This is a genomic window from Chitinophaga sp. H8, assembly GCF_040567655.1.
GTDB lineage: Bacteria > Bacteroidota > Bacteroidia > Chitinophagales > Chitinophagaceae > Chitinophaga > Chitinophaga defluvii.
Genome location: NZ_JBEXAC010000001.1, coordinates 1,807,930 through 1,821,047, shown reverse-complemented (window position 1 = coordinate 1,821,047; position 13,118 = coordinate 1,807,930). Strand labels below are relative to the sequence as shown.

At 46.1% G+C, this 13,118-nt stretch carries 8 protein-coding genes; 3 read left to right on the top strand and 5 right to left on the bottom strand.

Annotation, left to right across the window (positions count from 1 at the left end):
• Positions 1 to 48: 48 nt before the first annotated feature.
• Positions 49 to 2,157, bottom strand: a complete 2,109-nt coding sequence (locus tag ABR189_RS06870) for a copper-translocating P-type ATPase (RefSeq protein ID WP_354659723.1) — start codon at positions 2,155 to 2,157, stop codon at positions 49 to 51.
• Positions 2,158 to 2,392: 235 nt separating this feature from the next.
• On the opposite strand from ABR189_RS06870, the gene ABR189_RS06865 reads away from it, so the two are divergent.
• Positions 2,393 to 4,255 carry a cytochrome-c peroxidase gene (locus ABR189_RS06865; RefSeq protein WP_354659722.1) on the top strand — a complete coding sequence of 621 codons (1,863 nt, stop codon included), beginning with the start codon at positions 2,393 to 2,395 and terminating at the stop codon, positions 4,253 to 4,255.
• A gap of 38 nt (positions 4,256 to 4,293) precedes the next feature.
• A complete protein-coding gene (locus tag ABR189_RS06860) occupies positions 4,294 to 5,886 on the top strand; it encodes a purple acid phosphatase family protein (RefSeq protein ID WP_354659721.1) in 1,593 nt (530 codons plus the stop codon).
• Positions 5,887 to 5,947: 61 nt separating this feature from the next.
• On the opposite strand, the gene ABR189_RS06855 is transcribed toward ABR189_RS06860, so the two are convergent.
• The 4 genes from ABR189_RS06855 to ABR189_RS06840 all read right to left on the bottom strand — a co-directional run bounded on the left by ABR189_RS06855 (position 5,948) and on the right by ABR189_RS06840 (position 11,139).
• Positions 5,948 to 7,519, bottom strand: a complete 1,572-nt coding sequence (locus ABR189_RS06855) for a flotillin family protein (protein WP_354659720.1) — start codon at positions 7,517 to 7,519, stop codon at positions 5,948 to 5,950.
• Between the two features lie 4 nt (positions 7,520 to 7,523).
• Positions 7,524 to 8,090, bottom strand: a complete 567-nt coding sequence (locus ABR189_RS06850) for a hypothetical protein (RefSeq protein ID WP_354659719.1) — start codon at positions 8,088 to 8,090, stop codon at positions 7,524 to 7,526.
• A gap of 429 nt (positions 8,091 to 8,519) precedes the next feature.
• On the bottom strand, positions 8,520 to 10,793 hold the full coding sequence (locus ABR189_RS06845) for a TonB-dependent receptor (protein WP_354659718.1): 2,274 nt from the start codon (positions 10,791 to 10,793) through the stop codon (positions 8,520 to 8,522).
• A 118-nt stretch (positions 10,794 to 10,911) separates the two neighbouring features.
• The gene (locus ABR189_RS06840) at positions 10,912 to 11,139 is read right to left on the bottom strand and encodes a DUF3820 family protein (RefSeq protein ID WP_354659717.1); all 228 of its coding nucleotides are present in this window, start codon (positions 11,137 to 11,139) and stop codon (positions 10,912 to 10,914) included.
• Between the two features lie 142 nt (positions 11,140 to 11,281).
• Here ABR189_RS06840 and ABR189_RS06835 point away from each other — a divergent pair, with 142 nt between their 5' ends.
• Positions 11,282 to 13,117 (top strand): sensor histidine kinase, encoded by a 1,836-nt coding sequence (locus tag ABR189_RS06835; RefSeq protein ID WP_354659716.1) that lies wholly within the window; start codon positions 11,282 to 11,284, stop codon positions 13,115 to 13,117.
• The last annotated feature ends 1 nt before the right edge of the window (position 13,118 follow it).

Below are 13,118 nucleotides of genomic sequence, written 5' to 3'. Positions count from 1 at the left end.
ACTTTGTGGGCTGATCCATTTAATAAGCTCAAGGCTACAGCTGATCATTTATTTCACCCGCAGCAGTTTGGCATTAATGGCCACTACGATTGTACTCACACTCATTAATACTGCCCCCATAGCAGGACTTAACATAAACTGCGGATAAAGTATCCCCGCCGCCAGCGGAATGGCAATTACGTTGTATCCTACCGCCCAGATCAGGTTCTGAATCATTTTGCGGTAGGTAGCTTTCCCGAAAGCAATCATTTGCACCACATCCTGCGGGTCACTGTTGACCAGGATGATATCGGCTGTTTCTGCAGCTACATCTGTCCCGGATCCTATCGCTATGCCTACATCCGCCTGCGCCAGCGCCGGAGCATCATTTACCCCGTCGCCTGTCATAGCTACGATCTCCCCTTTAGCCTGAAATTCTTTTACCTTACTTTGTTTTTCGTGGGGCAGCACATTCGCCAGATAACCATCCATCTGCAATTTGTTGGCCACCGCTGCAGCTACCTGCTCATTATCTCCTGTCAGCAAAAAAGATTTTATGTTCATGGCTTTCAGCGATGCCACTGCAGCCGCTGCAGTTTCCCGGATACTGTCGGCCAGCGTAATAATACCTGCCGGCGCACCATCAATCAGCACAAAATTGACGGTATCGGTCGACTGATCCACCGTTGCAGGGATAGCAGGCATCTGTCTGTTCTCCTGTTTAAAGTAGTTGGGACCGGCAGCTACTACCTGTTTTCCATTGACGGTACCGGTAACGCCTATACCCTGCATATATTGAAAATTGTCCGACTTCCATAATTCCAATCCTTTATCTTTCAGCTTGCGCATCACGCCATGTGCAATATGATGTTCAGAGTTTTGCTGAATCGCAGCGGCATATTGCAGTAATTCATCTGCGGTAAACTGCTCATTCAACGGGATCACCTGTTGTACCTCATGTGTTCCTTTGGTAAGCGTGCCTGTTTTATCAAAAATAATCAGGGTAAGTTTCCGGGCATTTTCAAAAGCGGTACGGTTACGGATCAGCAATCCATGCACCGCTGACAGCGTAGTAGAAATCGCTACTACCAGTGGAATAGCTACCCCAAGCGCATGCGGGCAGGAAGTAACCATTACCGTTACCATCCGCTCCAGCGCAAAAGACAGCTCCTTGCCAGCAGTAAGCCATACAATAAACGTGATCACCCCTACGCTGATAGAAACGATAGTCAGCCATTTCGCTACTTTGTTGGCCAGGTTCTGGGTATTGGATTTGGCCCCCTGAGCAGACTGGATCATGTTGATCACCTTGTTCAGATAACTGTCGCTCCCTGCCCCCGTTACCTTTACTTTCAGTACCCCGTCTCCATTTACCGCACCTCCAATTACTTTGGCATCCTTCTCTTTCTTTACAGGGACACTTTCTCCGGTGAGCATACTTTCATTTACGTAAGAGCTCCCCTCAATAATCAGCCCGTCGGCCGGTATCTTTTCCCCGGGTTTTACCATCGCCACATCTTCATTCTTCAACTCTTTTAGTGGAATATCACTTACCGTTCCGTTGCGCTCCACATGTACCACCGCTGGCAACAACGCTACCAGCGATTCCAGTGCACGGGAAGCCGCCATCTGCGACTTCATTTCCAGCCAGTGCCCCAGCAGCATAATATCAATTAAAGTAGCCAGCTCCCAAAAGAAATCCATTCCCGGTAATCCAAAGATCACGGCTACACTATATACATATGCAGTACTAATAGCTACCGCCACCAGCGTCATCATTCCGGGATTACCCCACTTCAGTTCCCTGACCATTCCCGTCAGAAAAGGCCACCCTCCATAGCCAAAAATAAATGTGCTGAGCACGAGCAATACATACTTATCTCCCGGAAAGGTCCACTCAAATCCGAGCCATTGCTGGATCATATGCGATAGCAGCAATACTGGTACAGTCACTGCCATACACCACCAGAACCGGGTCAGGAAATTGGCAGTATGATGTCCGGCATGCTCATCATGCCCTCCCTTACTATCGTGCTGTTTGTGATGTGCATGTGCATCCGCCTCCATGGCAGCATGATCATGCGTACTGTGATCATGTTGCTGATGCTCCTGTTCCGGTGGTGTGGAGGAGGCCTTGTCAGTGTGCTGATGATGTTCATGACCGTGATGGTGCTCCATAATGTTGTATTTTGGATAGTAATGTTGTAAGTAATACAAGCCCCGTGCCTTTATTGTTGTAAAATTACCTTTGTCCCGGGGCGAAAGCGTTATACAATTATTATTTCGTTTTATATAATCTCCGGCAGCCGGGTTACCGGAAAAGGTGGTGCCAGGTTAATTATATGTATCTTTTCCCCTCAAAAAAGCAACATCCTGAAAAGAAATATTATGTTTATGCCGGGAAGCTTATCACATGCAACAGTACACGCCAAAGAAGCAATTTTATGCCATCCGGCTCATTACCGGATTCCTGGTAGTAGTGTCCTGCCTGGTAGGGTTGTTAAGTCTTTCCTATCCATCCAGCTCCGCTATCGGTCTGGCACCTACAATAGCCTATTATAAAACAGCCGCCCAAGACTTTGCTACCACTACCACCCGTTTGCAGGAAGCATTAACAGCGATGGATGCCAAAGATCCGCAAAGCATCCACCAGGCTCAGGAAACACTTAAACAATGCAGGCTGGCTTATAAACACATAGAGTTTTTTCAGGAGTACTTTTTTCCCAGTGCAGCTATCATCTACAATGGGCCCGCTAAAGTAGAAGTAGAAGAGCCATATATGGAATTTCACACGCCGGTAGGGCTACAGGTGATAGAAGCCCTGTTGTTTGAAAAGGATGTGGCTGCCCAGCAAAGTGCGCTGTTACAGGAAGTGGCAGTGGTACAATCTTCCGCACAGGATTTACAGGCGCAACTCTATGGATTCACAGCAGACGATCAACAGATCCTGGAAAGCATACGCCTGGAGCTGATACGGATTTACACGCTGGGCCTCACCGGATTTGATGCACCGCTCCTCAAATCGGGAGTTACAGAATCCTATGAGGCGTTGCAGAGCATGCAACAGGTGTTAATCCCTTATGTAGCACAACCTACCCGTTATGCCGACAGTGTAACCCATTATATGAACAGCAGCCTGCAATATCTTGCTGCCGGCACGGATTTCGACACCTTTGACCGGTTGCATTTTCTGACCCGCCATGCATTGCCATTACAACAATATATTGGTTTGCTGATAAGGGAAATGCAACTTGAGTTAAATACAACTGATCATGTACTCAATTACGATGCCCCTCACCTATTTAGTCCCGGAGCCATTAACAGTCACGCATTTCCTAACACCGGAATTACTCCCAATGCCAGTCTGGTTACCCTTGGCAAAACACTTTTTCATGAAACGGCACTATCCGGCAATAACAAAGTAAGTTGTGCCACCTGCCATCAGCCAGCCAAACATTTTACAGATGGGCTGGCTACCAGTGTTGCATTTGACGGACAATCCCATGTTAAAAGGAATGCACCTACGTTATTATATGCAGGATTGCAGCATGGGCAATTCTGGGATGCCAGGGCCAGCAGTATGGAAGAGCAGGTAAAAACGGTGATGCTTAATCCGTTGGAGATGAATGGCAATACTACTAATACAATCCGTCAGCTGACAGGCAATCAGCAATACCTGAAGTTTTTCCGGGAAGCTTTTCCACCGGCCGGCGACAGTCTGATTACGCTGGACAAAATAGCCGCTGCCATTGCGGGATATGTACGTACCCTGCAGCCCTTTAACAGCGCATTTGATAAATATATAGCCGGCAACACTACCGCATTAAGCCAGCAACAAATCAATGGATTCAACTTATTCATGGGCAAGGCACAATGTGGCACCTGCCATTTTGCCCCACTATTCAACGGGCTGGTACCGCCGCTTTATCAGCTTACAGAACTGGAAGTCCTGGGTACACCCGGCAATGATCAGCTAAACCAACCGGTAGCCGACAATGATAATGGACGGTATGATATCTTTCCGATTGAATATTATGAACAGGCATTTAAAACACCTACAGTACGTAACGTTACAGCTACGGCTCCCTATATGCACAATGGCGCCTTTGCCACATTGGAAGGTGTAATGGATTTTTACAATAAAGGAGGTGGATTGGGGCTGGGATTATCCGTAAAGCATCAGACACTCTCTGCGTTACCATTAAATCTGTCGGCGCAGGAAATAGCCGATGTGGTGAGTTTCCTCCATGCCTTAGAAGATGAAGGCCCTTATTAATCAAACAATTTAATTTAACTACATCAATCACTATACAAATGAAGAGAACATTATCCTTAAGTATGCTTACGCTAAGCTTAGCCCTCCTGGCCCTAGCCGTGAATGCACAGGAAAAGAAACCAGAGCGCAAGCCCACCGTCGTAGCCAGCCTGTTAAGAGGTCCTTATCTGCAGGTAGCTACCAGCAACAGCATTGTGATCCGCTGGAGGACCAATACCCTCACCAGAAGTGTGGTTGCCTATGGTACAGCCGCAGACAACCTGGATATGGTAGCAGAAGACTCTACCCTTACTTTTGAGCATAAGGTAAAACTAACCGGCCTCACCCCACGTACCAGGTATTATTATTCCATTGGTGGCGGATATGCCGACACGCTTCAAACCGGTGCAGATAATTATTTTGTAACTCTTCCAGTTCCAGGTACACCAGGCAGCTACCGCATCGGGGTATTTGGGGATTGTGGTAACAACTCCACCAACCAGCGGAGTGTACGTGACCAGGTAGAAAAATACCTGGGGGAAGATAAACTAATGGACTCCTGGATATTGCTGGGTGATAATGCTTATAGCAATGGTACCGATCCTGAATACCAGGAGAAGTTTTTCAATATCTACAAGGATAACTTTCTGAAGAAATATCCTGTATTTCCTGCACCGGGTAATCATGATTACAATGACCTGTACCGGTTCAAATCCTCTGCACAGTCGACCCACGATGTGGCCTACTATCAGAACTTTTCCATGCCCACGGAAGGAGAAGCAGGTGGTGTACCTTCCCATAACCAGGCATTTTATTCATTCGACATTGGTAATATCCACTTCCTATCACTGGACTCCTATGGTAAAGAAGACCAGGCCACCCGGTTGTATGATACTACCGGAGCACAGGTACAATGGATTAAAAAAGACCTGGAAACATTTAATAAAAAGGGGAAAGGCTGGGTCATCGCCTACTGGCATCATCCCCCGTATACTATGGGTTCTCATAACTCTGATAAAGAATATGAGCTGGTGAAGATCAGAGAAAACTTCATCAAGATCCTGGAACGTAATGGGGTGGACCTGATCCTTTGCGGTCACAGCCACCTGTACGAGCGCTCCAAACTGATGCAGGGACATTATGGTATGGAAGAAACTTTTGACTCCGCCAAACATGTGTTGAACCATTCCACCGCTTTATATGATGGCAGTAAGAATGCCTGCCCCTATATCAAAGACCCTGTAACGAACCTCGGCACTGTATACGTAGTAACAGGTTCTGCCGGCGCCTCAGGAGGAAAACAAGCCACCTACCCACATAATGCCATGTACTATTCCAACTACACCATTGGCGGTGCTTCTATGCTGGAAGTAGATGATAACCGCCTGGACTTTAAATGGATCTGTGCAGATGGTGAGATCAGAGATCATTTTGTGATGATGAAGGGCGTGAACAAAAAGAATACGATCCGCCTGAAGAAAGGGCAAAGCGTTACCCTCACCGCCTCTTTTACAGGTAAATATAAATGGAGCCAGAAAGGCGCTACTGGTAAAAGCATACAGGTAACACCCAAGGTGGGAAAAACAATATATGAGGTAAGCGATCCTTATAGTTGTGTGAAGGATGTATTTGAGGTGGTGGTTACAAAATAGACATAAAAAAGGGGAACGAATAAGACCGTTCCCCTTTTTTGTTGTTATTATTTTCAGCAGTTTATTCCACTGTTGTCACCGTGGTGGTCTCAGCAGCCTCTGCTGCATTTTCCTTTTTAGTACCCATAAAAGCAGGCAGGTCCATCCCCGCCATATTGAACATATCCTGTAAAGGTGGCACCGACTTATACAAGCCTGAGATAAAATTAGCTGTAGAGGAGTGGCCATTCTGACCATTAGCCCCACCGCCTTCCCAAACGGTTACCTTATCGATCTTGATATTCTTGATGGCTTCTGTCTGCATTTTCACCAGTTCAGGCAGCTTGTCGGCTACCAACAGCAGTACCGCATCTTTAGCATTGTCACCCGCCGCTTTCACGATACGGTCCAACCCTTCCGCTTGCTTGGTCAGGATTTCAAACATACCCTTTGCTTCCGCTTCCATTTTGGCGAAGATCGCATCCGCCTCCCCTTTGGCTCTTTCACGGATCTTCTCTGCTTCTGCCTGTGCTTCGATGATGGCTTTTTGCTTTTGGATTTCTGCACTTACTACGATGTTGGCGTTTTGGGAAGCTCTTTCTTTTTCAGCACGGGCCTGTTCCGCCTTCTGTTCTGCCACATAGGATTCTTCCAGCGCTTTGGCCGACTGGATCTTTTCGGCCGCTACCGCACGCTTGCTGGCTTCCGCTTCTTTTTCCCGGCGTTCAGACTCAGAATTGGCCACCTGGATACGGGCGATGTTTTCTCCCTGTACTGCCAATGCATTTGCTTCAGAAGCCTTGATACGGGTATCCCTTTCCGCTTCTGCCCTACCAATAGCCTCATCCCGGTTGGCCGCTGCAATCAGAATGGCTTTGTCTTTATTCGCTTCCGCAATCTGGGTATCGCGGTCTTTCTGTGTTTCAGCAATACTGACATCCCTGTTTTTGAGGGTAGTCTGGATCGTGATATCTTTTTCCCGGTCGGCTTCTGCTTTTCCGATCTCCCCCATTTTTTCCTGCTCGGCAACGCTCTTTTTAGCCTCGTTAATCGCCTTGGCAGCAGCTTCCTTACCCAACGCCTCAATATACCCAGATTCGTCCTTAATATCCGTCACATTCACGTTGATCAGCTTCATACCGATCTTCTTGATCTCGGCCTCCACATTGGAAGCTACATTGGCCAGGAACTTATCCCGGTTACTGTTGATCTCTTCAATATCCATGGTAGCCACCACCAGGCGGAGCTGTCCGAAAATAATGTCTTTCGCAAGGTCGTGTATCTGCGGGCGTTGCAATCCCAGCAAGCGCTCTGCCGCATTGGTCATCACACCCGGCTCTGTAGAAATAGCCACCATAAAACGGGAAGGTACATCCACACGGATATTCTGACGGCTCAACGCATTGGTCAGGTTGACTTCAATGGAGATAGGTGTCAGGTCAATGAAAGAATAATCCTGGATCACCGGCCAGATAAATGCAGCTCCTCCGTGGATACAACGGGCACTATGGGAACCATCGGGGCCTTTGCCCACTTTACCATATACCACCAGGATACTGTCTGAAGGGCAACGCTTGTATCGCTTGAATAAAGAATACAGGATTGCAAATACAAAAACAACGGCTACTACAATAGCAATTAAAATATAATCCATCGGCCTAGGAGGTTTGTTTGGTTACCAATAATATCTGATCATTAATAATTTGCACTACTCTTACGATCATCCCCGTTTTGAGATCGGTTCCATCATCTGTCATCGCATCCAGCTCTCTTACTGATCCCTGTACCTTTAGCTGCACCTTGCCTATATTGTTGCGATTAGCCATAATGGGCAGATATACTTCTCCGATTATCCCTACAGCATTCTGCATTTTAAGTGTACCGCTTTCCGTCAGCTTGCTGATAAAATAAAACAGGGAAGCCATTAACACCATCATGAGCAAGCCGCAGATAAAAGAAATCCCTACAATAGCCGCAGTAGATAATTCCGCATTGATACAGGCCAACCCTACCCATCCGAAAATAGTAAAAAAGCCTACCAGGTTCTTTACCGTAAAGAACTGAAAACCAATACCATGATCATGGTCAATCGCGGCATCCGCATCCCCCATCGTATGGTCTGCTTCACCACCAAAGGCGCTGATCACATTCTGCAATAAAAAGAAAAGGGAAAAAGTAATGGCAATAGCCCAATACACTTTAGTAAACCCGGTAGCGCACTCCACCAGTCGTTTATGTTTAACAGTACTAACATTAGGTTGCAGGTCAATAGATGAGGGGCTAAGATAATAAAAAAGCTGTTAGTTTTTAGCCTTTAGCTCTACCTACCCACCAATCATTCGCTGAATTAAGCTAAAAGTTAACATCCAATAGCTAAAAGCTATATTAAGCTACTCTTAAAACATAGATAAGGTATAGATAAGGTATTAAAGCACATTGATACCTTATCTATGCTTTATCTATACTTTATGTATACCTTATCTATACTTTATCCCTAAGGAAAGGTAGTATCATGGCTGCATTACCATGATTTTATACTTAAATGACATACTGGGTAACGGTTTGCCCTGTTTTAAGCTACTTAAAATAAAAGCCAAAGGGCCGTGTTCCTGATCGGAGACGGCCCTTTATTGGGAATACTAGCTGCGTAAACTTTACATTAACCCAAATTTGAATCCAAAGAAGAAGGTTCTCGGGCGACCGGGACCATAGATGTAGTTACTATCCCGGTTTTTACCGGTGTCAAAATCATCCTGGTATTGATTGAAGATATTTTGTATACCTGCATTGAACTGGAGATCCTGGCCAATGCTTTTCAGGGTAAACTGGTAAGATAATTTCAGATTTGTTTCCAGGAAGGCGGATGTCCTTTTCACCAGGTCTTTATCTATTCCAGGGGCACCGGCAAAGTGCGGGATATCCATCGGACCGGTAAGCACACCCGACAGGGCGGCATTAAAACGGCTTTGTGGTAAAATGGTGAGCGTATAAAAACCATATACTTCCGGAGTGCGCAGGTATTTGGTACTACCCGGCAACTCGGTAGACCAGGCTACGGGGTCTCCATATACCGATTTTTGCAGGGTAACCCCGGTTTCTAACTGAAAACGCTGGCTGTAATTCAGGCGTCCTTCCAGGGTTACTCCTTTTACGGTAGCAATACCACCATTTTTGCGGATCAGCTGCTGATTACCATTTTCATCCGTACCAGTTTCTTCCAGTATAAATACATTGTTCAGGCGGGTGTAAAAACCATCCAGGGTAAAACCATAAATCAGCTTTTCATTAGCCTTGTTAAAGTCTGCCGAAGCATTAAAACTATTAGATGTTTCAGCAATCAGATCGGGAGAAACACGGATCACAGATACTCCACCGTTGGCAAAAGCCATGTGCATATCTGTTTCCAGTGCCTGTGGCGCCTTAAAGCCCCTGGCATAAGAAGCACGGAACTGGGTAGTAGTGCCCAGTTTGTAGAGCATGCTCAAGCGTGGTGTTACAATAGCTTCCTTTACCCGGTTCGACTTATTGACCCGGAGCCCGGACAATACCGTGAAGCTGGGGGTTACCTCCCAGTCGCTTTGCAGAAAAGCGCCTGCCAGGTTTACTTTCTGATCAATGAGATAATCGTATGCTTTGATCTCATCAAACGTGTATTCATATTGTTCTTCTATACCGGTGGTCAGGGTGTTTTTACCTCCCAGAAAATCATTCAGGGTATGGTTTACCTGTATGCCTCCCTGGAAAGAATGATTTTTGGTTTTGCCCCAGCCATCTACGTGGTCCATCCCGGTATAGTGATTCCTTTTAGTGTTTTGAGCCGAGCCATATATACTGAAGGAAGTATTTTCATTACGGAACCGGTGTTCATAATTAAATCCGCCCACGAGGATATTATGCAGGCGATATTCAGACTGGTCTGCCTTATCGGCCTGTTCATCTATCTTATTACCACCCCGGCGTTCTTCATTGATGCTCCATCCGTTTAGTTCCAGCTTATTGCGGGGATCAAATTTCAGGAAGGCGTTAAAACCGAAGGAATTGTTAGTAAGCTTAGGCATTTCTGAATACCCATCGCCGTTAGCATCATAAGCATCCCGGTTGCGGTGGGAAGCAAAAAAGGATACCCCTGCATTCTGATCTTCATTTACCACGGTTACGTTGGCATTGATAAAATTGTCCGGCACTTTACCATCCACCAGGGATGTATTATTAGACACCGTAAAGGAGCTTTTCTTTGGCTCTTTTGTGATAATATTCACCGTACCTGCAATAGCAGATGAACCGTATAATACGGAGCCTCCACCTTTTACCACTTCCACACGATCGATCATATTGCTGGGGATCTGTTCCAGTCCGTATAAGCTCATGAGCGAAGAAAAAACGGGCCTGCTGTTGATCAGGATCTGGGAATAAGCGCCGCCCATGCCGTTCATCCGCAATTGGGAGTAGTTGCAGGTCTGGCAATCAGTTTCCATACGAAGACCTGGCTGAAAGCATAATCCGTCCGATAGCGTATTAGACTGCGTGATGTTAAACGTACGGCTATCCAGGATATTAACCGCCACCGGACTTTCCAGCCGGCGACGGCTGGTACGGGTACCCGTTACCACCACTTCATTCAGGGCAGCAAACGTTTCGTTCATCGCTACCGCTACAGTGACCTGCTGATCTGCAGTGATCTTTAATTTTAAAGTACTGGTTTGAAAACCGATCGCGGATACCACCAGCTCATAATTGCCTGGTGGGATATTTTTCACTTCAAAAGCCCCTTGCCTGCCGGACGAAGCACCTAAGGTAGTGTTGGACAAAATGATATTGGCATAAGGCACCGGCGCTCCGTTTGCCGTTACCTTTCCTTTCACGGATCCGTTTTGAGCAATAGCCGAAGCTGACAGTAATAATAGTAGTGCTGGTAATATTCTCCTCATCGTACTGATAGTATTTGACACAAAAATAATATCAAATATCGACCAGACGAATACTAATTATTAGGCCGGCCTAATAATAAATCAAAGGGCAATATACCATTGAAAATCAACATACTAATTACTTTCCTTTCAGCGGGGTTAGCAAACCTCCCAATCCATTCAGCCGGATTTCATACATAGTTTGCAGTAACATCCCCAGTTTGCCTTTGGGATAACCTTGCTGGCTGAACCACACCAGGTAGCTTTCCGGCAGGTCACAGAGTAAGGCGCCTTTATATTTTCCGAAAGGCATTTTCATTGTCACAAGATCTTTTAGCAGTTCCGGATTGGGCATAGCAGGTTCCATATCTGTTCAGTTATTATATTATGCTGTTTGCACAAATATAATGGATTGAGAGGCTGACTACCCACTTGTAGGTATTTTTCATTTTTCATTGCGCAGGTAGCGGAGAAGCTGTAATTTTCGTTCTTTAGCCCATGCTTAATCCATGAAGAAATTTGTACTGTTATTATTAGCTGTGATAAGTTGGTGGGGCCGTCCTGCCGGAGCGCAGGCTTTACAGCTGGGTATCCTGGAAGATACCACCGGTACCCTTACTGCTGCGGGTGCTTACGACTATTACAAGCAGCAACACTTTACACCTATCGGAACGCAAGCCATCAATGTAGGGTTTACAAAATCTGTTTTCTGGATCTGTGCTGTAGTAGATAGCGGTATAACGGATATCAATAAACTGATCATAGCAGCGCCGCACATTAATATCATGGAATATTATGAAATGGAGCAGCAGCAACCGGTATTGCGCTATCAAACCGGAGATTATTACCCTTTCTACCAGCGGCCCTTATTCAGCAAGGATTTTGTTTTCCCGTTACAAGGCGGTCATACTTATCTGCTCAAAATAGATAAGCGTCATGAATCGCTGAGTTTTTATATCTGGACCGCATCTACCCAACAATTTTATGAAGGCTATCTGGAAGAAAACCTGGTTAACGGCATTTTGTCGGGTATTATCCTGATGATGCTTCTCTTTTGTGCTTTCCTTTATATCAGTGTAAAAGACCGGTTGTACCTGTTTGCCATCCTGTATATAGCGGGCATATGGCTGTGGGTAATGACCGATAAGGGATATGCTTATCAATACCTATGGCCGGACAGTACTTATTTTGCAAGCCGGTCCAGGCCTGTATTAAGCTTATTGACCAATGCCGCCGCACTCAACTTTATGCAGCGCTTTATCGGGCAAACGAGGGCTAGTCGCTTATTCCGACCGGTACGGATCCTGCAGTACCTGGCTATTGGCCTGGCATTGCTGGTGTTGATACCTATACCCTATGAAGCCGTTACCCAGGTAATCACTCTGATGCTGGTCATTGTGCTGCTATTCGCAGTTTCGACCATTACTGTAGTCACACTTAGCCTTATTTCTGGTATACGCAAAGGGAACCAGCAGGCCATGTTTTATCTGCTGGCCATCTCCCTGCTGTTTATCTTTGTATTACTGGAAGCATTCAGCCAGGCAGGATACTTTACCCAACCTGGCAATTATCTGTCTAAATACGGTGTACTTACAGGGGCCGTTACGGAATCTATCGTATTGACGTTTGGCCTGGCGCACCGCTTTAACCAGTACAAACGGGAGCAGGAGCAGCTGTTACGGGCATTACACCAGCAGCAGAAAGACCTTACCCATCGCATAGTAGTATCCCAGGAAGAAGAACGTCAGCTCGTAGCCGAAAAACTACATGATGAAGTAGGCTCCATGTTGTCCGTAGCCCGGCTCAACCTTTCCAGCGTAATCGAAAAGGCCCCTTTCATAGACGAGCATAACCGTCAGCGCCTGTTGAAAACCGGGGAAGTGCTCGACAATACGGCCGCACTGATCCGGCAAATGAGTCATTCCCTGATGCCTGTAGCGATGGAACATTATGGGATGAAAAAAGCGATCGAAGATTTTATTCACGGCATTAATATAGCCGACAAATTATACGTGGAACTGGTGATCATCGGTTTTGAAGACACCTCTAAATACACGATGGCCTTCCAGGTAAACCTGTACCGCATTATCCAGGAACTGCTGAACAATACTATCAAACATGCCGCTGCCACCAATGCCCTGCTTCAGTTGATTGAACATCCCCAGGTAATATCCCTGATGATAGAAGATAACGGGAAGGGAATACACATCACGAATATCCAACAGGGTAAAGGGATTGCTTCCTTAAAATCAAAAATTGAGTATATTACCGGGGAAATACAGATAGAGCAGGGCACTGATAATGGGACATTGATTGTCATTTCCATACCGGTTCCTGCGCAGTAAC

Coding starts and splice junctions, on each gene's coding strand:
- ABR189_RS06855 (WP_354659720.1), bottom strand. CDS start 7,519: ATGGATTATATTTTAATTGCTATTGTAGTAGCCGTTGTTTTTGTATTT.
- ABR189_RS06865 (WP_354659722.1), top strand. CDS start 2,393: ATGCAACAGTACACGCCAAAGAAGCAATTTTATGCCATCCGGCTCATT.
- ABR189_RS06845 (WP_354659718.1), bottom strand. CDS start 10,793: ATGAGGAGAATATTACCAGCACTACTATTATTACTGTCAGCTTCGGCT.
- ABR189_RS06835 (WP_354659716.1), top strand. CDS start 11,282: ATGAAGAAATTTGTACTGTTATTATTAGCTGTGATAAGTTGGTGGGGC.
- ABR189_RS06870 (WP_354659723.1), bottom strand. CDS start 2,157: ATGGAGCACCATCACGGTCATGAACATCATCAGCACACTGACAAGGCC.
- ABR189_RS06840 (WP_354659717.1), bottom strand. CDS start 11,139: ATGGAACCTGCTATGCCCAATCCGGAACTGCTAAAAGATCTTGTGACA.
- ABR189_RS06860 (WP_354659721.1), top strand. CDS start 4,294: ATGAAGAGAACATTATCCTTAAGTATGCTTACGCTAAGCTTAGCCCTC.